Annotated in this window: 21 protein-coding genes and 1 tRNA gene; 8 read left to right on the top strand and 14 right to left on the bottom strand. The window is 66.6% G+C overall.

Annotation, left to right across the window (positions count from 1 at the left end; translation table 11 throughout):
• Positions 1-83: 83 nt before the first annotated feature.
• Complete coding sequence (locus ABQE44_RS16575; RefSeq protein WP_448394440.1) at positions 84-695, bottom strand: two-component system response regulator PdtaR; 612 nt, start codon at positions 693-695, stop codon at positions 84-86.
• 87 nt (positions 696-782) lie between these two features.
• On the opposite strand from ABQE44_RS16575, the gene ABQE44_RS16570 reads away from it, so the two are divergent.
• Positions 783-856, top strand: a tRNA-Leu gene (locus tag ABQE44_RS16570).
• A gap of 40 nt (positions 857-896) precedes the next feature.
• On the opposite strand, the gene ABQE44_RS16565 is transcribed toward ABQE44_RS16570, so the two are convergent.
• Both ABQE44_RS16565 and ABQE44_RS16560 read right to left on the bottom strand, forming a co-directional pair.
• Positions 897-2,834, bottom strand: a complete 1,938-nt coding sequence (locus ABQE44_RS16565; protein WP_448430885.1) for a cellulase family glycosylhydrolase — start codon at positions 2,832-2,834, stop codon at positions 897-899.
• A gap of 169 nt (positions 2,835-3,003) precedes the next feature.
• Positions 3,004-3,159, bottom strand: a complete 156-nt coding sequence (locus tag ABQE44_RS16560) for a hypothetical protein (RefSeq protein WP_448430883.1) — start codon at positions 3,157-3,159, stop codon at positions 3,004-3,006.
• Positions 3,160-3,229: 70 nt separating this feature from the next.
• On the opposite strand from ABQE44_RS16560, the gene ABQE44_RS16555 reads away from it, so the two are divergent.
• Positions 3,230-4,519, top strand: a complete 1,290-nt coding sequence (locus ABQE44_RS16555) for an adenylate/guanylate cyclase domain-containing protein (RefSeq protein WP_448394437.1) — start codon at positions 3,230-3,232, stop codon at positions 4,517-4,519.
• On the opposite strand, the gene ABQE44_RS16550 is transcribed toward ABQE44_RS16555, so the two are convergent.
• The 7 genes from ABQE44_RS16550 to ABQE44_RS16520 all read right to left on the bottom strand — a co-directional run bounded on the left by ABQE44_RS16550 (position 4,516) and on the right by ABQE44_RS16520 (position 10,497).
• Positions 4,516-4,965 carry an SRPBCC family protein gene (locus ABQE44_RS16550; RefSeq protein WP_448394436.1) on the bottom strand — a complete coding sequence of 150 codons (450 nt, stop codon included), beginning with the start codon at positions 4,963-4,965 and terminating at the stop codon, positions 4,516-4,518. The genes ABQE44_RS16555 and ABQE44_RS16550 overlap by 4 nt on opposite strands.
• Positions 4,966-5,007: 42 nt before the next feature.
• Positions 5,008-5,499: a Dps family protein gene (locus ABQE44_RS16545; RefSeq protein WP_448394435.1), complete on the bottom strand. Its 492-nt coding sequence runs from the start codon at positions 5,497-5,499 to the stop codon at positions 5,008-5,010.
• 55 nt (positions 5,500-5,554) lie between these two features.
• A complete protein-coding gene (locus ABQE44_RS16540) occupies positions 5,555-7,327 on the bottom strand; it encodes a DUF2339 domain-containing protein (RefSeq protein WP_448394434.1) in 1,773 nt (590 codons plus the stop codon).
• Positions 7,328-7,371: 44 nt separating this feature from the next.
• A complete protein-coding gene (locus tag ABQE44_RS16535) occupies positions 7,372-8,037 on the bottom strand; it encodes a response regulator (RefSeq protein WP_448430881.1) in 666 nt (221 codons plus the stop codon).
• A complete protein-coding gene (gene macS / locus ABQE44_RS16530) occupies positions 8,010-9,134 on the bottom strand; it encodes a MacS family sensor histidine kinase (protein ID WP_448394501.1) in 1,125 nt (374 codons plus the stop codon). The genes ABQE44_RS16535 and macS overlap by 28 nt, the downstream gene beginning before the upstream one ends.
• Before the next feature lie 13 nt (positions 9,135-9,147).
• Positions 9,148-10,065, bottom strand: coding sequence for an ABC transporter substrate-binding protein (locus ABQE44_RS16525; RefSeq protein WP_448430879.1), 918 nt, complete (start codon positions 10,063-10,065; stop codon positions 9,148-9,150).
• A gap of 102 nt (positions 10,066-10,167) precedes the next feature.
• Positions 10,168-10,497 (bottom strand): DUF732 domain-containing protein, encoded by a 330-nt coding sequence (locus ABQE44_RS16520; RefSeq protein ID WP_448394431.1) that lies wholly within the window; start codon positions 10,495-10,497, stop codon positions 10,168-10,170.
• 224 nt (positions 10,498-10,721) lie between these two features.
• Here ABQE44_RS16520 and ABQE44_RS16515 point away from each other — a divergent pair, with 224 nt between their 5' ends.
• The 6 genes from ABQE44_RS16515 (at position 10,722) to ABQE44_RS16490 (ending at position 17,495) form a co-directional block, all read left to right on the top strand.
• The gene (locus tag ABQE44_RS16515; RefSeq protein ID WP_448430877.1) at positions 10,722-11,348 is read left to right on the top strand and encodes an HdeD family acid-resistance protein; all 627 of its coding nucleotides are present in this window, start codon (positions 10,722-10,724) and stop codon (positions 11,346-11,348) included.
• 62 nt (positions 11,349-11,410) lie between these two features.
• Positions 11,411-12,868 (top strand): cytochrome ubiquinol oxidase subunit I, encoded by a 1,458-nt coding sequence (locus ABQE44_RS16510; protein ID WP_448394429.1) that lies wholly within the window; start codon positions 11,411-11,413, stop codon positions 12,866-12,868.
• A 14-nt stretch (positions 12,869-12,882) separates the two neighbouring features.
• Positions 12,883-13,923, top strand: coding sequence for a cytochrome d ubiquinol oxidase subunit II (cydB, locus tag ABQE44_RS16505; RefSeq protein WP_448430875.1), 1,041 nt, complete (start codon positions 12,883-12,885; stop codon positions 13,921-13,923).
• A 23-nt stretch (positions 13,924-13,946) separates the two neighbouring features.
• Complete coding sequence (cydD, locus tag ABQE44_RS16500; RefSeq protein WP_448430937.1) at positions 13,947-15,497, top strand: thiol reductant ABC exporter subunit CydD; 1,551 nt, start codon at positions 13,947-13,949, stop codon at positions 15,495-15,497.
• Positions 15,490-16,974, top strand: a complete 1,485-nt coding sequence (locus ABQE44_RS16495) for an ATP-binding cassette domain-containing protein (protein WP_448430873.1) — start codon at positions 15,490-15,492, stop codon at positions 16,972-16,974. Before cydD ends, ABQE44_RS16495 begins: the two co-directional genes overlap by 8 nt.
• Positions 16,971-17,495 carry a DUF4190 domain-containing protein gene (locus tag ABQE44_RS16490; protein WP_448394426.1) on the top strand — a complete coding sequence of 175 codons (525 nt, stop codon included), beginning with the start codon at positions 16,971-16,973 and terminating at the stop codon, positions 17,493-17,495. Before ABQE44_RS16495 ends, ABQE44_RS16490 begins: the two co-directional genes overlap by 4 nt.
• A gap of 3 nt (positions 17,496-17,498) precedes the next feature.
• On the opposite strand, the gene ABQE44_RS16485 is transcribed toward ABQE44_RS16490, so the two are convergent.
• The 4 genes from ABQE44_RS16485 to ABQE44_RS16470 all read right to left on the bottom strand — a co-directional run bounded on the left by ABQE44_RS16485 (position 17,499) and on the right by ABQE44_RS16470 (position 20,746).
• Positions 17,499-18,395: an acyl-CoA thioesterase II gene (locus tag ABQE44_RS16485; RefSeq protein ID WP_448394425.1), complete on the bottom strand. Its 897-nt coding sequence runs from the start codon at positions 18,393-18,395 to the stop codon at positions 17,499-17,501.
• A gap of 17 nt (positions 18,396-18,412) precedes the next feature.
• Positions 18,413-19,831, bottom strand: coding sequence for a pyruvate kinase (pyk, locus tag ABQE44_RS16480; RefSeq protein WP_448394424.1), 1,419 nt, complete (start codon positions 19,829-19,831; stop codon positions 18,413-18,415).
• A 116-nt stretch (positions 19,832-19,947) separates the two neighbouring features.
• Positions 19,948-20,358, bottom strand: a complete 411-nt coding sequence (locus ABQE44_RS16475) for a DUF2752 domain-containing protein (RefSeq protein WP_448394423.1) — start codon at positions 20,356-20,358, stop codon at positions 19,948-19,950.
• Positions 20,348-20,746: an NINE protein gene (locus tag ABQE44_RS16470; protein ID WP_448430871.1), complete on the bottom strand. Its 399-nt coding sequence runs from the start codon at positions 20,744-20,746 to the stop codon at positions 20,348-20,350. The genes ABQE44_RS16475 and ABQE44_RS16470 overlap by 11 nt, the downstream gene beginning before the upstream one ends.
• Positions 20,747-20,819 lie beyond the last annotated feature (73 nt).

The raw sequence follows: 20,819 nt of genomic DNA, 5'->3' as shown, positions 1-20,819 counted from the left end.
ATGCACGCACAGCAGAGGTCGGCATGGCCAAGCTGTGATCTTAGGGAAGCGGAGTCACCATTAGTCGGAAAAACGCCCGATGCTCACGACGAGTCGGAGGTGTCGAGGGTTTCCAGGACCACCTCGGCGACCCGTTTCATCGTCGTTCGCCGATCCATCGCGGCGCGCTGGATCCATTTGAACGCCTCGGGTTCGGTCATCTGGTGTGTGCTCTGCAGCAACCCCTTGGCGCGCTCGACGAGCTTGCGGGTCTCCAACCGGTCCGCCAGGGTGGCGACCTCCTGCTCAAGGGCAGAGATCTCACGAAACCGGCTGACCGCCACTTCGATGGCCGGGACAAGGTCGGTGATGGTGAACGGTTTGACCAGGTAGGCCATCGCGCCGGCATCTCTGGCCCGCTCGACGAGGTCACGCTGGCTGAACGCGGTGAGGATGACAATCGGCGCGATGCGCTTGCTCGCGATCTCAGAGGCCGCGTCGATGCCGTCACGACGGGGCATCTTGACGTCCATGATCACCAGATCGGGTTTGAGGCGCTCGGCCAGGTCGACGGCCTCCTGCCCATCGCCGGCCTCACCGACGATTTCGTAGCCTTCGTCGCGCAGCATCTCGGCCAAGTCCATCCGGATGAGCGCTTCGTCTTCTGCGACGAGAACGCGGCGTGATTTCTCGGCGTCGGTCGGTGACCCGGTCATAGTGGATATTGTGGCGGTAGCGGCCACGATCAGCGACGCCGGGGCATCCTCTAAGGTAGTAAGCCGCGCGGGAGTACACGTCCCGACGCCCTCGTATCCCAACTGGCAGAGGAACTGGACTCAAAACCCAGACAGTGTGGGTTCGAATCCCACCGAGGGCACTGTTTGCGCTCTGGAACCCTTGTGCTCCAGGGCTTTCCGCTAGGCCGCCGCGTCGGTGTCCGCATCGCTTGTGTCGCCCGCGTCGTCTCCCCCGGTGTCCGTGTCCGACGCGTCGGCGTCGACGGATGTCTCATTTTCGACGCCACCGTGGTCGTATTTACCGTCCGTCGTCGTGCTGTCGGTGTCCGTCACGTCGTCGACATCGCTGAGGTCCGTCTCGATGTCCGTATCGATGTCCTCGAAATCCAGCGCGTCCTCGTCCAGATCGACCTCGTCTTCGCCGGAGTCGTCGCGGGCAGGCTGCGGTTCAGGGTCGACCTCGACGGAGTCGGTGACCTCTAACTCGGCCTCGGTCTCGATGGTTTCGACGGCCGCGACGGGCTCGACGGGCTCGGTGGACTCAATGGCCTCGGTCACCTTCTCCTCGACGGGCTCGGTGGGCTCAATGGGCTCCTCAGCCATCAACGGCTCAGCGGTCGCGGACGCATCCGCCGACGGCGCATCGGCCGCCGTCGCCGCCGTCGTCGCCGCGGGTTTCGACACCGAGCCCAACAACGCGGCAAGGGCATTCGCCAACGCATCGGCGACCTGTGCCCCGATCTGCTGGACGGTCGCAGTCACCGCCGGCACCGCGTTCTGGACCGCGGCCGCCACCGAGTCAGCCACCTGCTCGACGAGCTTCTGCAGCGACGCGGCCAGCGCTTCTGCCAGGCTGTCGGGCGCGCGGCCCTCGATGATCGACTTGATGACCTCGGCGGCTGGCCTCATCTTCCAATCACCGCTGGCCTCGTCGAAGTAGTACAGCCCCATCGAGCCCTGTTCGGTGTCCGGGGCGGCTAACCGGTCACGCAGCGTGTAGATGAACGCCGGGCCGATCCAGTTCTCCCAGTCGGCCACCAACGGGAGGAACTCCGCTGGCAACTGGGCTAGTTGTTCCTCGGTCAGCCCGTCCGCCCAGGTGTTGAGAAAGTCCTCGATGAAATCGGCCTGCTGTTGATCGCTGACGATCGACGTCGGCAGCCCATACTCGGTCGCCCAGATCTTCACCAGGTCATCACCGTTGTCCAACATCGTTTGGCGCATTTCCAACAGGGCGCGCAGCGGCGAGATGAAATTGGGGTTCTGCTCCCCGAACGGCCGGTCGTAGCTGTACGGGTGGTACGACAGCGCGTCGAAGTACCCCTTGGCGCCGTTGGCATACATCGTCTGCACAAACGTCACCGGATCCATCGTGAACCCGCCCGCCGAAATGACCGCGCCCAGCACGCCGGCGACGACAGTCGCGTCGGGGTCCGCGGCCTTGATCGCGGTGTAGGCCGCCTTCAACACCTCGGTGTAGGCGATGGGATCCACCGCCGGGAACCACGAGCGGTAATAGTTCGGCTCGTTCCACACTTCATAGGCCGAGACGACGCCCGGATAAAGCGTGTCGAACCGGGTGACCGCTTCACTTGCGAACGCGGCGAACTTCGCCGGATCCGGCGCGACGCCGGGACAGCCGAGGCAGCCGCTGCCGTCGGCGCCGCCCCAGTACGGGGTGGAGTTCAGCACGCCCAGCACTGCCATATCGCGCTCTTGGGCCTGGCTGAGGATGAAGTCGATTCGGCTCCAATCCTGCGGGAACAGCTCTTCCAGGGGGCTACCTGGCTCGGCCTGCTGGATCGCCGCCCACGGCACCAGAACCCGCAAAGTGTCGACGCCTAGCGCTTGCATGTCGTCGAAGCGCTTGATGATCTCATCCTCGGTCAGATTCGGGTCATACATATCCGAGTCGGCGATCCCGATCGTCGTCGACTCGTCTTTGATGGTCGCCGTGGGCACGATGTGCAGCGCCGCCGCGTCGTATCTGGGCTTGCCCGTCGGCTCGGTCGGGACGAGCAAATTGGTCACGTACGCGCACAGAATGGCTATCGGCGCGGCGGCAATCACCGCGGCCAACCCCCAGCGCCGAAGTCGACGTTTGACGATGGCCCTCATGCCACTCCTGTTCTCGACGCACGCTTGGCGTTGCCACAGACGATGGATTCAAATTAGCCGATTTAAGATAGCGCAATACGCAATTCGCAAATAACGCGCCAATGGGACTTTCGCTGCGAATACAGCAAACTCGTTTCCGACACTTATTACACGCGATGGCATGCGGCCGTCAGCTCTGAAAGACCTGTGTACCGCCGTCTTCACCGGTACAGGTCGGGTTCGCTTGCCGGCTAGCCAGTTGAATCTCGAGCAACGTCATGTCGGCCATTATTTTCGTCAGCGGTGATTTCTCGGCGCCGACCCCGTCGCCGGTATTGCCTGCCACTTCCTAAGCCGAGTGCGAGGCGGAGGCAAAATCGCAGGTCGGCACGGTGTGCGGCGGTTACGCTTTGACGGTGGTCGCGAACTTCCGAGCGGTCTGCGTGCCCGACGTGGCACTGGAGAGTCGAGCGCCGGCCCGAACTCGCCACCACATCAAGACCGCGGAGCGTCATCGCCGGGTGCTGAGCATGACCGCGCGGATCAGCGCTGCCATCATCGCCTTCTTCGGGGTACAAGCCGTGCTGGTCGAGGGGAACATCTGGTGGGTTCCGCTGCTCAACTTCGGCTGCGCGTTGGTCTTCATGACGATCCCCTCCCTCTGCCGGTTCGGGGAACTCGTGGCGCCGCTGGTGTACTTCGTGGTCGCCTACGCGACGATCACCGTGTTGTGCGTGCACCTGGGCACCGGCACCGGGTTGCAGTTGTACTTCGTGGTCGCCGCGGCGATCACGCTTGTGGTCCTCGGTCTGGACCATATGGTCGTAGCGGCCGTGCTGATGGCCGTCGGCGCCGCGGCGGTCATCCTGCTCGAGTTCCTGGTGCCCAACGACACCGGTGCGCAACCGCCATGGGCGTTTCAAATGTCGTTTGTCCTGACGGTGATCACCGCGTGGCTCCTGCTGGTGGCGACCATCTGGTACGCGATGCGGGAAATCCGGCGCGCCCGGCTGGCGATGGAGGCCGAATACGACCGGTCCGAACAGCTGCTGGCCAATATCTTGCCGGCCACCATCGCCGAGCGTCTGAAGGATCCGACCCACAACATCATCGCCGACAAGTACGACGACGCCTCGATTCTGCTCGCCGACATCGCCGGATACACCAAGCGCGCCAGCGACACCACACCCAGCGATCTGGTGCGGTTTCTCGATCGCCTCTACACCGATCTCGACGCGCTGGTCGATCGGCATGGCTTGGAGAAGGTGAAGACCACAGGTGATTCGTACATGGTGGTCAGCGGGGTGCCCAACCCGAGGGAGGACCACCTCGAGGCGCTGGCCTGCCTTGCGCTGGACATGGCCGAAGCCGTCGCGGATTACCGTGACCCGCACGGCCGTATCGTGCCGATCCGCATCGGGTTGGCGGCCGGCCCCGTGGTTGCCGGCGTCGTCGGGGCACGCAAGTTCTTCTACGACGTGTGGGGCGACACCGTCAACGTCGCGGCGCGCATGGAATCCACCGATGAAGAAGGCCGAATCCAGGTCCCGCAAAACGTCTATGAGCGGCTCAAGGATTCGTACCTGTTCGAGGAGCGCGGCGCGGTCGACGTCAAAGGTAAGGGCGTGATGTACACCTGGTACCTGGTGGGGCGCCGCGACGACGCGGCCACCCGCCGCGCCGTCGAACTGCGCCCGGTCAGCTAATCCGACACCTCGGCGGGGTTGAGCCGTTCGGCCAGTGCACCCAGCCGCCACAGCGTTTCACGGTTGCGCGGCCACACCGCGAGGTCAGACAGCCGGTCCGGAAGCACAGCGGCGGGCCCGCTGACCGGACACTCCTCCATCTCCACCCGGCAGCCGCCGGGGATATCGCTGAGCCGCAATGTTATCCGCGCGCCCCCGATGGGACGGCCCTTCGCGTGCAGCACCAGCTGCTCCAACGGCTCACTGTGCTCGACGACGGTGACGTCGTCGAGCAACAGCGGCCAAACGCCGATGGAGTGGCAGATCTTGGAGCCGGGGTCTGGCCAGTTCGGGTCCACCGCCCGCATCCGGCTGTTACCGACCACCCACTGCGAATAAGTCCACCCGTCGGCCATTACGTCCCACACCTGTTGGCGCGAAGCGCGTATGTCTCGTGTCACGGTCACCGGAGCGGAGTACCCGCTCCGGCGCGAAACGATGCGATCGGATTAGACCTTCCGGTTCTCCGACTTGATCAGCCAGGCCTGCTTCTCCAGACCGTCGATCAGCCCGTGCAGGATGTCGGCGCTGATGGGGTCCTCAGCCTCGACGGCGTCGCGCACCTTGCGCATGGTGTCGACAGCGGCGTAGGTACGGGTCGCGATCAGGTCGACGACCTCGCTCGCGCTCTGCTCAAAGCCAGGGAACTGCGGAAGGGTCGTGGTGGCTGCGACGGTGTCCGTACGGCCGTCCGGAACAGCCCACAGGGAGCGCATCCGCTCGGCGACGACGTCGCTGCCCGCACGGGCCAGGTCGACGAGTTCGTCGAGCTGCAAGTGAAGGTCGCGGAAGTTGGTCCCGACGACGTTCCAGTGCGCCTGCTTACCCTGGAGGTGCAGTTCAATGAGGTCGATAAGTACTCGCTGTAGGTTCGCGCTCAGTTCGGTCGAGGCGACAAATTCTTGGACATCGTCTTCGGTTCGACGTGCGTTCTTGGTCATATCCACTCCAACATCTCCTAGATTGGACTCAATCCAGTTTAGCATATGATGCGTATCACACCGGCTGCTCTTTTTGCTGGTCCTGGCGCTCGAGCAGCCGTGCGTACCCGGCGCCCATACCCAATAGCACCAGCCCGACGACGATGAACACGGCCACCCGGAAGATGCCGTCCAACGTTGAAAGATCGAACAGAAAGAGCTTGGCCATCGCGGCGACAACCAGTGCCAGTCCGCCGCCGATCGGCAGTGAGCGGTCCGCGCGCGGCAGCCGTGCCCCGTAGCCGAACAGCGCCGCGGCCAGGGCGATCCAGCAGATGGTCGCTGCCATGTGCCCACCGAAGAAGCCGCCTTCCACACCGCCGATCAGCACACCGGCCGTGACGGTGAACGCGGTGAGCGCATAGACCACCACGACGGCCGCGCCGGCCCAGGCCGTCGAATCACGACCCGGAAACGACCACACGATCGCCGCGGCACATGCGATCAGCAGAAGGCTCGCGATCAGCGTGGAGATACCCGTCGCCGACGGGGTGGCGGTGGCCTCGACCAAGGTGTCGGGCGGGGCATAGCTCAGGTAGAAAGCGCCGCCCACGACGGTGAACCCGACCGCGGCCCACCTCGCGACCGCGTCGGAGCGGCCCGCTACGGCCACCACAACCGCCATCGCCAGCAGCACCGGCGCGGCGATGTGCCCGTCGAATGCGACCAGCACGGCGATCAACGCCGCGACCGCCGACAACACCGCCCACACCTGCCGAGCACCGCCTTGAACCGCGGGTAGCCGTCCACCGAGAAGCACGAACGCGAGCAGCACCGCCGCCAGGACAGCCGCCATGGCGGCGGCCACCAGCCGGTCCGCCGCCAGGCCAACACACAGCGCCGGCAGCACCCCGGCGCCGGTCAGCAGCGCCATCCCGATCCGGTTCGCGGTCCACGGCGACAGGATCAGCGCGCCGAGGAGCGCCAACCCCGCCGCGATAGCGCACGCCGCTGCCAGCGCCGGATCGTGGCCGTCGTCGAAGCTCACGGCGAGCAGGGCCATCAGCAGCGGAACGGTGGCCGCGGCGGTTCGAGCGCAGTGCAACCAGATCCAGTCCTTGCCGAGCTGCACCGGCAGCGAGGCGGCCGCCAACGCAAGCATGAACGCCACGAGCAGCAGGTTGACGGTGCCGACCAGGACCGGCGCCAGCAGCAACAGCGGGACCAGCACCAGCAGTCCCAGTTGCTCGGAGTCCCAGCGCCGGGCCAACGTCAGCCCGGCACCGCCGATCACCGCGGCAATGACGAGACCGACCGGCGCCGATACCCAGTCATAGATCGTGGTGACGGCGATGACGTCCATGTAGGCCGCGGCAACGCCGGTGGCCGCCAACGCGATCGCGCCGGTCCGGCCCCCGGGCCTACTCCATAGCCAGCCCGCGGTGGCCACCAGCGCGGCGGCGAGCCCGGCGCCGGCCGCGACGCGGATCTCCGGTCGCAGGATGCCGGCCTGGGCGGCCAGCACCAGCAGCAGCACGACGCCGATCAACGTGACCGCGACGCCGGCGACGGCGAGCACCTTGCCGATCCAGCCGTCGTCGCGGGGTTGTCTGGGCGGTGTCGGCGTCACAGGTGGGGCCGCCGTGAGTTGCGTCGGCTGGGACGGCGCCTGTTGCGGTTGGGCGTACTGCGGCCAGTACGACGGTGCCGGCGCGGGCGCGCCCGACGTGCGCTCCGAAAGCAGTCGGTCCAAATACGTCAGGTCTGCTGAGACCCGCGCCATGTACTGCGAGATCGCGGAGAAGTCGGCCGACAGCCGGGCGATGACGGCATGCTGCGGTTCGCTCATGGCGTCATCGTCGCAGCGCGACGAGCGTTTCCGGATGAGTAGGACTACTCGGATTCCTTGTCCAACCCGTGCTCGATCGCATAACGGGCCAGTTCAACGCGGTTGGCAACCTGAAGTTTGCGAAACGTCGCCTGCACGTGGTTCTCGACCGTACGGTGGCTCAACGACAGCCGTGCGGCGATCTGCTTGGCGGTCAACCCTTTCGCGACATGACGCAGGATCTCGGTCTCCCGCTCCGTGAGGCTCGGTGTCTGCGGGCCCGGCGCCGGGTTCTTCGCGATGCGGCGGTACTCCCCCAACACCAGACCGGCCAAACCCGGGGTGAACACCGCGCGGCCATCGGCCGTCGCCCGTACCGCATCGCCGAGCTCTTGTTTGGACGCGCTCTTGACCAGATATCCGATGGCCCCAGCCTTAACCGCCTCCAGGACGTCGTCGCGCTCATCGGAGGCGGACAACACGAGGATGCGCGACGACGGTGACACGGCGAGCACCTCCGTCGTGGCCATCGCACCGTCGCCGTCCGCGAGGCGCATGTCCATCACGACGACGTCGGGCTGCACGGCGGCCGCCCGGCGCCGAGCGGTCCCGACCCCGTCAGCGGTCGCGACGACGTCAAACCCGTCCTCGGCCAGGTCGCGGGCCACCGCGTCACGCCAGATCGGATGGTCGTCGACCACCATCACCGTCGGGGTACCGTCAGTTCCCATTCCGTTCCACTTTCCGGTCCGGTGTGCAGCTTGGCGGTTCCGCCCAGCCAAGCCATCCGTCCCACAATCGATTTGGCCACGCCGACGCGCCCTTCATGCACGGCCTCGGCTAGCCGGCCGTCGGGGATGCCGATGCCGTCGTCGCGCACGCTCACCGTCACCGAGTCACCCAGATCCTCCAGCAGCACGAAGGCCCGGGCGCCCGGTCCGGCGTGGGCGGCGACGTTGTCCAGCGCGTTGGTGGCTGCCGCGCACAGTTCGGTCGCGGTGTGTGCGTCGAGCAGCACGGGTTCGGCGGGCAGGCTCACCGACACCCGATCGGATGCGCGCGACCGCAACAGCGCCCCGATGTCGGTCATCTGCCCGACCCGCGGTTCGGCATCGCCGGAGCTCACCAGCCGCCGCAGCGCCCGCTCCTGCTCACCGGCAAGCTGCGCGAGTTCCGCAGTGTCGCCGCCGATTTCGCGGCCGCGCCGCGATACCAACGCGAGCACCTGAATGGCGCCGTCGTGCACCTCTCGCGACAACCGTTCCCGCTCCTGCTGTGCGGCGGCCAGACGCGCCGCGGCGGACAGTTCGGCGTGTGCCCTGCGCGCGGTCTGGGCGGCCATGCCGACCGCGAGACCGACAGCCAGTTCGATGACGATGGTGGCGTTGCGGCCCAGATCGTAAGTGACGACGCCCTTTACCGCCATGCTGGCGATCACCACCGCCACCCCGGTCAGCATGCCGGCGATCGGGCCCAACAGGATCGCCGCCGAGATCGTGGCGTTGGTGGCCCACAACGTCGTCGGCCAGGACTGGTTGTCAAGCGCCCATTGCTGCGAGGCAACCAGTTCGGTGGACAGGATCAACACCAGCACCACCACGATCTCAGCCAGCACCCACGACGGGCGTCGGCCGAACCCGCTCAGGTAGGCGACCGCACAGGCTGCGCTCCACGCGATCAGCGCACCGAACAGCAGCCAGCCGAGCACCGGCCGGTCCAGCGCGGGGTTGACCGCGATTTGAAAACCAAGCGCGTAAAGACAACTCAGCAACCGGAACACCTGGGCCGCCCGCCATAGCGGGGCGGCCGGGTCGGGCGTGTTCCGCATCACCGCGCAATCCCTAGTTGGTGGCGCCGTTGATGACCGGCTTGTCGATCATCCCGCTCTCGACGCCCCAGTTCCTGGCGATCTCCTCATAGGTACCGGTGTCGATCAGATGCTGAAGGGCCATCTGCAACGACTGCGCCAAGGGCGAACCCTTCTGCACCGGCCATCCGTACGGCGCTGAATCGAACATCTCACCTGCCGCCTCGATTTTGCCGTTGCGTTGCTTGATGGCATAGGACGTGACCGGCGAATCCGCCGACATCGCATCGACTTCGCCTCGGATCAGCGCGTCGGTAGCCGCGTCTTGCCCGTCGAACGAGACGATCCCAATCGGCGGTCGACCGGCGTCGGTGCAGGTTCTGCTCTTGGCGGGTAGTTCCTCGACCTGTTGGATGGTGGTGGCCTGCACCGCCACCTTCATTCCGCATGCGTTGTTCGGATCGACCGGCTCACCGGGACGCTGCGCCCACAGGATGCCCGCGCTGAAGTACGTGACGAAGTCGACGGACTCCTCCCGCTCTTTGGTGTCGGTGATCGACGACATGCCGACGTTGTACGTGCCGCCCTGGACGGACGGGATGATCTTGGCGAAATCGGACTCACGGTAGTCCGGTGCCACCCCCAGCGTCGCGGCGATCGCGTTCATCAGGTCGACGTCGAAGCCGACGATCTTGCCGCTGAGATCTCTGAACTCGTTGGGCGGGTAGGGAATCTTGACGCCGATGACCAGCTCTCCGGACGACTTGATCGCCTCGGGCACGGTATTGGCGATCTTGTCGATCTTCTGCGCAGGCGCCGTGGTGGTCGGTGCGGCGGTGTCGTCTGTGGCCGTGTTGCCAGCGCAACCCGACAGCGCAAGGGCGCTGGCCGCAGCACCCGCTGTGGCGATGCGCCACAGTGCCCTTCGACGGTTTTGACCCGCACCTGACACGCTTCACCCTCGGCTTTCTGCCTCCCGGGAACCGGTTTGCAAGACCGGTAACGGAACAGTAGTGGAGAGCTAAGGCGGGAGCAGGAGAACTCGGACCCGCGCCTATTGCCAGACTCGCGGGCAGTACGTCGGTATCGCAGCCTCGGCGAAGTGGGCGGCTTCGGTCTCGGTCCAGCCCTGATCGTTCGCGAGGTGGTAGGCCGCGCGCCACTTGGGTGCGTTCTGCCTCGTCCGCGCCAGGCAGAAGTCCTTGGCAACGCGGATGGCCTCCGTTTTATTGGAGTACGGCACGCCCTTCTGGTCCAGGTACTCGATGAACTGGTCGTCCTTCTCGCCGGCGTGCGCGGGTGCGACGGCCAGCCCGGCGCCTGTCGCAACGAGTAAAGCGGCCACCGTTGCGGCGGCGCCCCGGCGCAGGACGGTCCGTGTCATCATCACTCCTCGTTTGCTCGGTTGCGGCAGGTGACTGTGCTCATACGGTTGCTGGTGGTTGATCATCGTACCGAATACGCACTGTGCGACCGAACACTAGTCTCCAGTGTGCATGTCACACCGTTTGCGCGCGACGCGTGGAGAGATTTGCGCAAGCGTCAATCTGCGGGTCGGTGGTGCGGGAAAGCAGGTCTTTGGATGCTGCTTTGTGCCAGACTTCGCGCATGGAAAGCCCAGCCCCACCCAACCTGTCGCAACACCTCTGGAAGTCGACGCTGCTCTCCGGCGTCATCGCCCTGATCCTCGGCGTGCTGATCCTCGCCTGGCCGGGAATCACGATCATCATCGCGGCGATCTTCTTCGGCGCGTATCTGTTGGTTGCCGGTATTGCGCAGGTGATCTTCGCGTTCAGCTTGCACATCTCGGCCGGCGGGCGGGTGCTGTTGTTCATCAGCGGCGCCGCGGCGCTGATCCTGGCGGTGCTGTGTTTCCGCAGCTTGCAGGAGTCGATCCTGCTGCTGGCGATCTGGATCGGTATTGGGTTCATCTTCCGTGGTGTGGCCACCGCGGTGTCGGCGATCAGCGACCCCACCCTGCCCGGCCGCGCATGGGAGATCTTCATCGGCGTGCTCAACCTGATCGCCGGCGTCATCCTGTTGGCACTGCCGTTCCCGTCGCTCGCGGCGCTGACCCTGGTTGCCGGGATCGGGCTCGTTGTCCTAGGTGTGTTCGAGGTGGTTTCCGCGTTCGCCATCCGCAAGGCCTCGAAGGACCAGGACACCGAAACGCCGTCACCCCAGGCCACGGCGCCTGAGACCCAGACGCCCGAGGCAGAGACACCGGTGACCTAACACACGCTGACGTCTACTACGCCCTGTCGTAGGCTGGTTGCACAGCCACGAAAGAAGGGCAGATGGACGCGCTCGATGTGTCGCGGTGGCAGTTCGGCATCACCACCGTGTACCACTTCATCTTCGTGCCGCTGACTATCGGGCTGGCGCCGCTGATCGCCGTCATGCAGACCGCATGGCTGATCACCGACAACCCGGCCTGGTATCGGCTGACCCGGTTCTTCGGCAAGCTGTTCCTGATCAACTTCGCCCTCGGGGTGGCCACCGGCATCGTCCAGGAGTTCCAGTTCGGGATGAACTGGAGCGAGTACTCCCGCTTCGTCGGCGACGTCTTCGGCGCTCCGCTGGCCATGGAAGGCCTCGCCGCATTCTTCTTCGAGTCCACGTTCATCGGGCTGTGGATCTTCGGATGGAGCCGGCTGCCCCGGTTGGTCCATCTGGCCTGCATCTGGGTCGTGGCCATCGCGGTGAACATGTCGGCGTTCTTCATCATCGCCGCCAACTCGTGGATGCAGCACCCCGTCGGCGCACGGGTCAACCCCGACACCGGTCGTGCCGAGCTGACCAGCATCGTGGCGTTGTTCACCAACAACACCGCGATCGCCGCGTTCGCCCACGCGGTGTTCGGATCCTTCCTGACCGCCGGAACGTTCGTCGCAGCCGTCTGCGCGTGGTGGCTGGTCCGAACCCATCGTCAGGGGCCGACGGCTGACGCGCAGACCCTCTACCGGCCGGCCGCCGTGCTCGGTTGCCTTGTCGTGTTGGTGTCCAGCGCCGGCCTCGTCTTCACCGGAGACATCCAGGGCAAGCTGATGTTCGAACAACAACCGATGAAGATGGCCTCGGCAGAATCGTTGTGCCACAGTCAAACCGACCCGTACTTCTCGATCCTGACCGTCGGCACGCACAACAACTGCGACAGCGTCGTACACCTGATCGAGGTGCCCTACGTCCTACCGTTCCTGGCGGAGGGCACGTTTTCCGGGGTACACCTGGAAGGCGTCAAGGACCTACAGGAGCAGTACCAGGAGAAGTTCGGCCCCGGCGACTACCGGCCGAACCTCTTCGTGACGTACTGGTCGTTCCGCGCCATGATCGGATTGCTCGCAGTCCCGGCGCTTTTCGCGCTTGCCGTGCTGTGGTTCACTCGCGGCGGCCGAATCCCGCAGTCCCCCTGGTTCACCCGGTTCGCGCTGGCCACCCTGCCGACGCCGTTTCTGGCCAACAGCGCGGGCTGGATATTTACCGAGATGGGCCGCCAGCCCTGGGTCGTGGTGCCCAACCCGACCGGCGACCAGATGATCAGATTGACCGTCGCCGAAGGCGTCTCGGGACATTCGGTCGGCATGGTCGTGGCGTCGTTGGCGACGTTCACCGTGGTGTACGGGGTGCTGGCGGTGATCTGGTTCTGGCTGATACGCCGCTACGTGATCCAAGGACCCACCGAACACGACGCTGAACCGGCACCGCCGCACTCACCGGAGGACGACGACGTGGCGCCGCTGTCGTTCGCGTACTGAGGAGGTGACGGCACATGTGGCTGCAGGAACTGTGGTTCGTCGTGATGGCCGGGCTGTTTCTGGGCTTCTTCGTCCTCGAAGGTTTCGACTTCGGCGTCGGCATGCTGATGGGCCCGTTCGGCCGCGTCGCCAAGGGCGACCCCGAACAACACCGTCGCGCCGCATTGAACACCATCGGCCCGGTGTGGGACGGCAACGAGGTGTGGTTGATCACCGCGGGCGGCGCGATGTTCGCCGCGTTCCCGGACTGGTACGCCACCTTGTTCTCCGGGTTCTATCTGCCGCTGCTGGCGATCCTGCTGGCAATGATCCTGCGGGTGGTCGCCATCGAGTGGCGCGGCAAGATCGACGATCCGGTATGGCAGCGATGGGCCGACGTCGGCATCGCCGCGGGCTCGTGGGTCCCCGCGATCCTGTGGGGTGTGGTATTCGCCGCACTGCTGCAGGGGCTGCCCGTCGACGCTGACAAACAGCTACGCCTATCCTTCGGCGACCTGTTCAACGCCTACACGTTGCTCGGCGGGCTGGCGACCTGCAGTCTATTCCTGCTGCACGGCGCATCGTTCGTCGCGCTGAAAACCGCTGGCGCGCTGCGCGATGACGCGCTGCACTTCGCGAGGTTGTTGGCGCTGCCGGTGACGGCGGCGGTGGCTGGTTTCGGGTTGTGGACCCAACTGGCGCACGGCAAGGATTGGACCTGGATCGTGTTGGCCGTCGCGGTCGTGGCCCTTGTGGCGGCGCTCCTGTGGATGGTCAGCGGCACCGGTGACGGCTGGGCCTTTGCGTCGACCACCCTCGTCGTCGCGGCGGTGGTGGTCCTGATGTTCGGCGCGCTCTACCCGAACGTGATGCCGTCGTCGCTGAACCCGGACTGGAGCTTGACGATCTACAACGCGTCGTCGAGCCCGTACACGCTGACGATCATGTCCTGGGCCGCGCTGGCGTTCGCACCGCTGATCCTGATGTATCAGGGGTGGACGTATTGGGTGTTCCGGCAACGGGTTTCCGCCGAACACATCCCGGCGCCGGCGGGCTTGACCAGGCGTTCACCGTGAACCTCGTGCGCGCATCGGCGGCGATGCGCCGCTACCTGGCCATGTCGGTGGCCTGCGGGGTCGTCATCGCGGCGGCGACCATCGGATCGGCGGTGGTGCTGGCCCGCATCGTGGCCGGTGTGATCACCGACCCCGCATCGCGGTCACCGTCGCACTGGACCGGCCCGCTGGCTATTCTGCTGGCGCTCTGGCTGTTTCGTACGCTCGCACAGTGGGCGCAGGGGCGCCTTTCGCAAGCCGGCGCGACGGCGGTGATCGCCGATCTGTCCGATCAGGTGCTGCGCACGGTCACTGATCTGCCATCGCGCCGACTCGCCGCCGAACGCGACACCGCCGCCGCTGTGATCACCCGCGGCCTGGACGGTCTGCGTCCGTTCCTCACCGCGTATGTGCCCGCGGTGTTTCTGGCCGGCATCCTCACCCCCGCCGCGGTGCTGACGATCGCCGTGTACGACTGGCCATCGGCGGTCGTCGTGCTGATCGCGCTGCCACTCATCCCGATCTTCATGGTGCTCATCGGGCTGCTGACCAAGGACCGCTCGGCGGCGGCATTGGCGGCGATGACCACGCTGCAAGCGCGGTTGCTGGACCTGGTGGCCGGGATCCCGACGCTGCGCGCGCTCGGGCGGGTCGGTGGCTCAGCGCAACGCATCGCCGAACTCGGCGCGGCACACCGGCGTTCGGCGATGTCCACGTTGCGGATGGCGTTCCTGTCCGCGCTGGTGCTGGAACTGCTCGCCACGCTCGGGGTGGCGCTGGTCGCGGTGGGCGTCGGGCTGCGGCTGGTGTTCGGCGAGATGACGCTGACGGCCGGGTTGACGGCGCTGCTGCTGGCGCCGGAAGTGTTCTGGCCGCTGCGCCGCGTCGGGGTGGAGTTCCATGCCGCCCAGGACGGTAAGACCGCCGCCGACAAGGCGTTTCGGCTCCTCGACACGTTGCCGCGCCGAACCCCGGGCGCCCGCACCGTGTCGGCGCGCGGCGCCACCATCCATCTCGACGTGCTCAACGCGGACGTCGAGCCGGGCCGGGTCACTGTTCTCACCGGCCCGAACGGCGTCGGCAAGAGCACCCTGCTGGAGACGGTCCTCGGACTGCATCCCGGACGGGTTCTGGTCGACGGCATCGAGGTCGCCGACCTCGCGCCGCAGAACTGGTGGCGGCAGGTGACGTGGTTGCCGCACCGCCCTGTGCTGATCCCCGGCAGCGTGCGCGACAACCTCGAGCTGTTCGGGCCGCTGCGCGATATGCAGACCGCCTGCCAAGATGCGGGCTTCGACGAGGTGCTCGCTTCGCTGCCCGACGGGCTGGACACCATGCTCGGCCGCGGCGGCGTCGGGCTGTCGTTGGGCCAGCGCCAGCGGCTCGGGCTGGCCCGGGCGCTGGGGTCGCCCGCGCCGGTGCTGCTGCTCGACGAGCCGACCTCGCACCTCGACGCCCGCATGGAGGCGCGCGTGCTCGACGCCATCGTGGCACGGGCCCGCGCGGGAGCCACCGTGCTGGTCGTCGGCCACCGCGACACCGTCTGCGCGATCGGCGACCGGGTGCTGCGCATGGGAAGCCTCGTCGATGCTTGAGTTGCTGCGGCCCCGACTTCCGCGACTGGCGTTGGCGGCCATGTTGGGGGTGCTGTCGCTGGGCAGCGCGTTGGCGCTGGCCGCGATCTCCGCATGGCTCATCACCCGGGCGTGGCAGATGCCGCCGGTGCTGCATCTGACGGTCGCCGTCGTCGCGGTCCGCGCGCTGGGCATCGCCCGCGGCGTGCTCGGCTACTGCCAACGGCTGGCGTCACACGACACCGCCTTACGCTCGGCCGCCGACGTCCGCGAAACCCTGTTCCGCCGGCTGGCCGACGCGCCGACCGGTGTGGCGTCGCGGCTCCCGAGCGGTGAGCTGGTGGCCCGGATCGGCGGCTCGGTCGACGAGTTGGCCGATGTGTTGGTGCGGGCGGTGCTGCCGATCGCCGTGGCCGCGGTGCTCTCGGTGACGGCGGTGGCGGTGATCGCGGTCATCTCGCCTGCGGCGGCGGCCGTGTTGACGATCTGCCTGTTCGTCGCGGGCGTCGTCGCGCCGTGGGCCGCTGCGCGCGCCGCGGCAGCCGCGGAAGCAGTTGCCGCACAGCATCATTCCGGCCGTGATGTCGCGGTGATGCTCGCGCTCGAGCATGCCCCGGAGCTTCGGGTCGGCGGGCGTCTCGACGACGTCATCGCCGAAGCGGGCCGCCGCCACCGGGACTGGGGTCACCACACCGACCGGGCGGCCGCACCCGGTGCCGTTGCTGCGGCGGCGCCCACGGCCGCGGTGGGGCTCAGCGTGCTCGGCGCGGTCGTGGCCGCGATCGCGATCGCCGATACCGTCGCGCCGATGACGGTGGCGATCCTGATGCTGCTGCCGCTGTCGGCTTTCGAGGCGACGACCGCGCTGCCCGCCGCAGCCGTGCAGCTGACCCGTTCGCGCATCGCCGCACGCCGGCTGGCCGAGTTGACCACGCCGGTCGACCGCGTGCGCCCACCGGTCACTCCAATCGAACTGCCACGGGGCTCCCGGCTGGCGGTGCTGGGCCCCAGCGGCTCAGGAAAGACGACGCTGCTGATGGCGATGGCCGAAAATCCCTCAGAAACCGCATTTTTCGCCGAGGACGCGCACATGTTCGCGACCACCGTGCGCGACAATCTCTTGGTCGCCCGCGGTGATGCCACCGACGACGAGCTGCGAAACGCCTTGTGCCGCGTCGGCCTTGGGGACTGGCTTGAGGGGCTGCCCGACGGGTTGTCCACCGTGCTGGTCGGCGGTGCGGCCGCGGTGTCCGCGGGACAGCGCAGACGGCTTCTGTTGGCCCGCGCCTTGATCTGCGCGGCGCCGACTGTGCTGCTGGACGAACCCACCGAACATCTCGATGCCGACAGCGGTCAGCAAATACTGACCGCGCTGCTCACCCCGGGCGGGCTGTTCGGCGCCGACCGCACCGTCGTCGTCGCGACCCACCATCTGCCCAAAGATGTTCGCTGTCGCGTCCTTAACCTCGACATGCCCGGGGTAGCCTCGTCGGTATGAGCGAACCGGACAGACCCGAGACGCCGCCGCCGACCCCGCCGTCGACTCTGCCGCCGTCCGCACCCGGCCAGTACGGCGCGTACCCGGGCAGCTATCCGCCGCCCCCGCCGCCACAGCAGCCTTACGGCGGTTACCCACTGCCACCGACGGGCCCCAAGAACGGTTTCGGCATCGCCTCGCTGGTGATCGCGATCGTCGCGCTGCTGTCGATCATCTTCGGCGTCGTGCTCGGCGTCGTGGCGATCATCTTCGGTTTCCTCGGCTGGGGCCGAGCCAAGCGCGGTGAGGCGACCAACGGCGGCATGGCCGTGGCCGGCATCATCCTGGGCATCCTCAGCATCATCGAGGCGATCGCCGCGATCACCTTGCTGGTGTGGGGATTCGACAGGGCAGGCGGCACCGACTACCTGGACTGCGTGTCACAAGCCGGCAATGATCAGGCGGCCCTCGAGCAATGCGCCACTGAGTTCCAACAACGCGTCGAAGACCAGTTCTCCGTCACGGTCACCCCGACCCCGTAGCGATCAGGTCGCCGGGAAGTGCTTGACGATACCTTCCTGCACGACGGTCGCCAGCAGTTGACCGGACGGATCGAAGAAGTGCCCGGTGCCCAGGCCGCGGGAGTCAGCGGCCACCGGCGACGACGTCGAGTAGAGCACCCAGTCGTCGAAACGGATCGGCCGGTGAAACCACACCGAATGGTTCGTGGTGACCGCAAAGATCCGGTCGTAACCCCATGAGAGCCCGTGGGTGGTGATGATCGAGTCGAGCACCGTGGTGTCCGAGGAGTACACCAGCGCCGCGGCGTGCACGGCCGGGTCGTCGGGCATCTGGCCCAGCGCCTTCATCCACACCCGGTTGTGCGGCAGCTTCTCTCCCTTCTTGCGCATCACCCAGGTGGGGTCGTTGGTGTAGCGCCAGTCGATCGGGCGCAGCGCGTTGACGAAATGCGGTACGACGTCCTCGTAGCCGCGCAGCAGGTCGTCGACCGGGGGCACCGACTGCGGGCCCGGCAGCTCGGGCGGCTTGATGCCGTGCTCGAGGCTGCGTCCACCCGACAGATAGGACACCATCGCTGTGGTCAGCAGCTGACCGTCCTGCATCACGTCGACACGGCGGTTGGCGAAGCGGCGCTCGTCGCGCAGGCGCACGATGTGAAACTCGAGGTCTTTCTGCGGGTCGCCACCGGCGATGAAGTGCGCGGACAGCGCGCTCGGCGGGGTCAGATGCTTCAGGCTGCGGCTCGCGGCCATGAAAGCCTGCGCCATCATCTGGCCGCCGAAGGTGCGGACCGGGTTCTTACTGGGATGCTTGCCGACGTAGAGGTTCTCGTCGGTTTGTTTGAGGTCGAGAATCGCCAGCAGTTCGTCGAAGTCTGCTGAGCTGGCTACTGCCCGTGCGGACGGTTCGTCGGAAGACACAGGCCTGTTTATACGTCTTATACGTCCTCCTCGCCGATGCGGTGCACGTGGATCATGTTCGTGGAACCCACGGTGCCGGGCGGGGCTCCCGCGACGATCACGATCAGATCGCCGCGCTTGTAGCGGCCCAGTTCCAGCAACGACTGGTCCACGTGCCGGATCATGCCGTCGGTGGTCTGGATGTGCGGCACGATGAATGTTTCCGTGCCCCACGTCAAAGCCAGCTGGCTTCGGATCTCGGGTAGCGAGGTGAACGCGAGCAGCGGAAGCGGTGTGTGCAGTCGCGCGAGCCTGCGCACGGTGTCGCCGGACTGCGTGTAGGCGACAAGCGCCTTGGCGTCCAGGCGTTCGCCGATGTCGCGTGCGGCATAGGAGATGACGCCGCGTTTGGTGCGCGGCACGTGGGTCAGCGGCGGGGCTGCCACCGAAATGTCCTCGACCGCCGAGATGATGCGGGCCATCGTCTGGACCGATTCCAGCGGGTACTTGCCCACCGACGTCTCCCCCGAGAGCATGACAGCGTCGGTGCCGTCGAGCACCGCGTTGGCGACATCGGAGGCTTCTGCGCGCGTCGGACGGGAGCTCTCGATCATCGACTCCAGCATCTGGGTGGCGACGATGACGGGTTTGGCGTTCTCCCTTGCCATTTGGATGGCGCGTTTCTGGACCAGCGGGACTTCTTCGAGCGGCAGCTCCACACCGAGGTCGCCTCGGGCGACCATGATCGCGTCGAACGCCAACACGATCGCTTCGAGGTTGTCGATGGCTTCCGGCTTCTCCAGTTTGGCGATGACGGGGACGCGCCTGCCGACGCGGTCCATCACCTCGTGCACGACCTCGATGTCGGCGGGTGAGCGAACGAACGACAGCGCGACGAGGTCGACGCCGAGGCGCAGCGCGAACTCGAGATCGTCGATGTCCTTCTCGGACAGCGCCGGCGCCGAAACGTTCATACCGGGCATGGACATGCCCTTGTTGTTGCTGACCGGCCCGCCCTCGGTGACGGTGCACACCACGTCGTTGCCGTCGATGCTTTCCACGACGAGGCCGACGTTGCCGTCGTCGACCAGAACCCGGTCGCCTGGTTTGGCGTCCTCGGCTAACCGCTTGTAAGTCGTCGAGACCCGGTCTTGGGTGCCTTCCAGGTCGTCGATCGTGATGCGCACCGTGTCGCCGGTGGCCCAGTAGGTCGGCCCGGCGGCGAACCGGCCGAGCCGGATCTTGGGACCTTGCAGATCGGCGAGTATCCCGACGGCGCGGCCGGAGGCGTCGGAAGCGGCGCGGACACGCTTGTAGTTCGCTTCGTGATCGGGGTATCCGCCGTGGCTGAAGTTCAGCCGCGCGACGTCCATCCCGGCGTCGACCAGCGCCCTGACGGCCTCGTCAGAAGCGGTGGCCGGCCCCAACGTACAGACGATCTTTCCGCGTCTACTCACGACTGTTCAGCATAGTCGTTGATCGATTCAGATGCTGGGCTGCGCGCCCCCGGCGGGTGTGTCCGGTGCGGGCGTGTGAATCCCTAGTGCGCCTGTGTCTTTCGTGCGTCGGTCAGTCAGCCGTCGAGCATCGTCGGGACGAGCGGAAAACCGGGAAGGTTACGGACCACCCCCCAGGTCACGGTGGTGACGATGATGAGGACGACGACGGGGATGTTCCACACTGGTCGATTCTGCCGCCACCGCGCGAGCGCCCAGATCAGCAGTAACGGCAGGCCCACGAGGAGGAAGACGTTGTCGGCGGCGGCCGCGGCCAGGTCGCCGTGGAGCAGATCGTGGGTCATGCGCAGACCGCCGCAGCCGGGGCAGTCGAGCCCGGTCAGCGCCTTGAACGGGCAGGCGGGAAAGAAGAAGTCGGTGCGGTGCGGGTCGGCCAGGCCGACATAGGTCAGCGCGCCCACCGCCAGGGCGCCCGTCCCGAGCGCGCCATATGTCCGTTTCCGGCCGAAGGTGGCGCTAGGTGCCATCGCGCAGCGGACGCCCCTCCGGATCGCGCACCTTGTCGGTCAGGATCAGCACGGCATCGACGATGCCCCAGATGACGGCACCGACACCGCAGGTGATAAGCCCCACGATGAGTTGGGCGATGCCCAGGCCGGTGTTGCCCAGGTAGATGCGGCCGATGCCGACGATCCCGATCAGCCCGACCAACTGCAGCAGGCCGGCGACCACCTTGGACTTGTCCGAAAGCGGTTCACCGGTCAGCGGGTGACGCCCGAACGGCGCGGCCGGGTCGGTGTAGATGGGCGGGTAGCCACCTGGTGGCGGACCGTACTGGCCAGGTGGTGGATACGGCTGCTGTGGCGGCGGAGGCGGGTTGGAGTTCTCGTTGCCACCGAACTGCGGCTCAGTCATAGGGCCAGCATGCCAGAATCCGTTCGGCCCAGTAAGTAAGGAAAACCCACCTTTTCGATCGGGAAGTATGTTG

The sequence above is a fragment of the Mycolicibacterium sp. XJ2546 genome, assembly GCF_053483195.1.
The sequence above is the reverse complement of the archived record's forward strand: the minus strand, read 5'-3'. Positions and strand labels throughout refer to the sequence as shown.

Bases quoted from the DNA above. Each gene is read 5' to 3' on its own strand.
- ABQE44_RS16565 (WP_448430885.1), bottom strand. From the start codon at position 2,834: ATGAGGGCCATCGTCAAACGTCGACTTCGGCGCTGGGGGTTGGCCGCG.
- ABQE44_RS16575 (WP_448394440.1), bottom strand. From the start codon at position 695: ATGACCGGGTCACCGACCGACGCCGAGAAATCACGCCGCGTTCTCGTC.
- ABQE44_RS16515 (WP_448430877.1), top strand. From the start codon at position 10,722: ATGGAAAGCCCAGCCCCACCCAACCTGTCGCAACACCTCTGGAAGTCG.
- ABQE44_RS16470 (WP_448430871.1), bottom strand. From the start codon at position 20,746: ATGACTGAGCCGCAGTTCGGTGGCAACGAGAACTCCAACCCGCCTCCG.
- cydD (WP_448430937.1), top strand. From the start codon at position 13,947: ATGCGCCGCTACCTGGCCATGTCGGTGGCCTGCGGGGTCGTCATCGCG.
- ABQE44_RS16535 (WP_448430881.1), bottom strand. From the start codon at position 8,037: ATGGGAACTGACGGTACCCCGACGGTGATGGTGGTCGACGACCATCCG.
- cydB (WP_448430875.1), top strand. From the start codon at position 12,883: ATGTGGCTGCAGGAACTGTGGTTCGTCGTGATGGCCGGGCTGTTTCTG.
- ABQE44_RS16490 (WP_448394426.1), top strand. From the start codon at position 16,971: ATGAGCGAACCGGACAGACCCGAGACGCCGCCGCCGACCCCGCCGTCG.
- ABQE44_RS16520 (WP_448394431.1), bottom strand. From the start codon at position 10,497: ATGACACGGACCGTCCTGCGCCGGGGCGCCGCCGCAACGGTGGCCGCT.
- ABQE44_RS16545 (WP_448394435.1), bottom strand. From the start codon at position 5,499: ATGACCAAGAACGCACGTCGAACCGAAGACGATGTCCAAGAATTTGTC.
- macS (WP_448394501.1), bottom strand. From the start codon at position 9,134: ATGCGGAACACGCCCGACCCGGCCGCCCCGCTATGGCGGGCGGCCCAG.
- ABQE44_RS16475 (WP_448394423.1), bottom strand. From the start codon at position 20,358: ATGGCACCTAGCGCCACCTTCGGCCGGAAACGGACATATGGCGCGCTC.
- ABQE44_RS16495 (WP_448430873.1), top strand. From the start codon at position 15,490: ATGCTTGAGTTGCTGCGGCCCCGACTTCCGCGACTGGCGTTGGCGGCC.
- ABQE44_RS16540 (WP_448394434.1), bottom strand. From the start codon at position 7,327: ATGAGCGAACCGCAGCATGCCGTCATCGCCCGGCTGTCGGCCGACTTC.
- ABQE44_RS16510 (WP_448394429.1), top strand. From the start codon at position 11,411: ATGGACGCGCTCGATGTGTCGCGGTGGCAGTTCGGCATCACCACCGTG.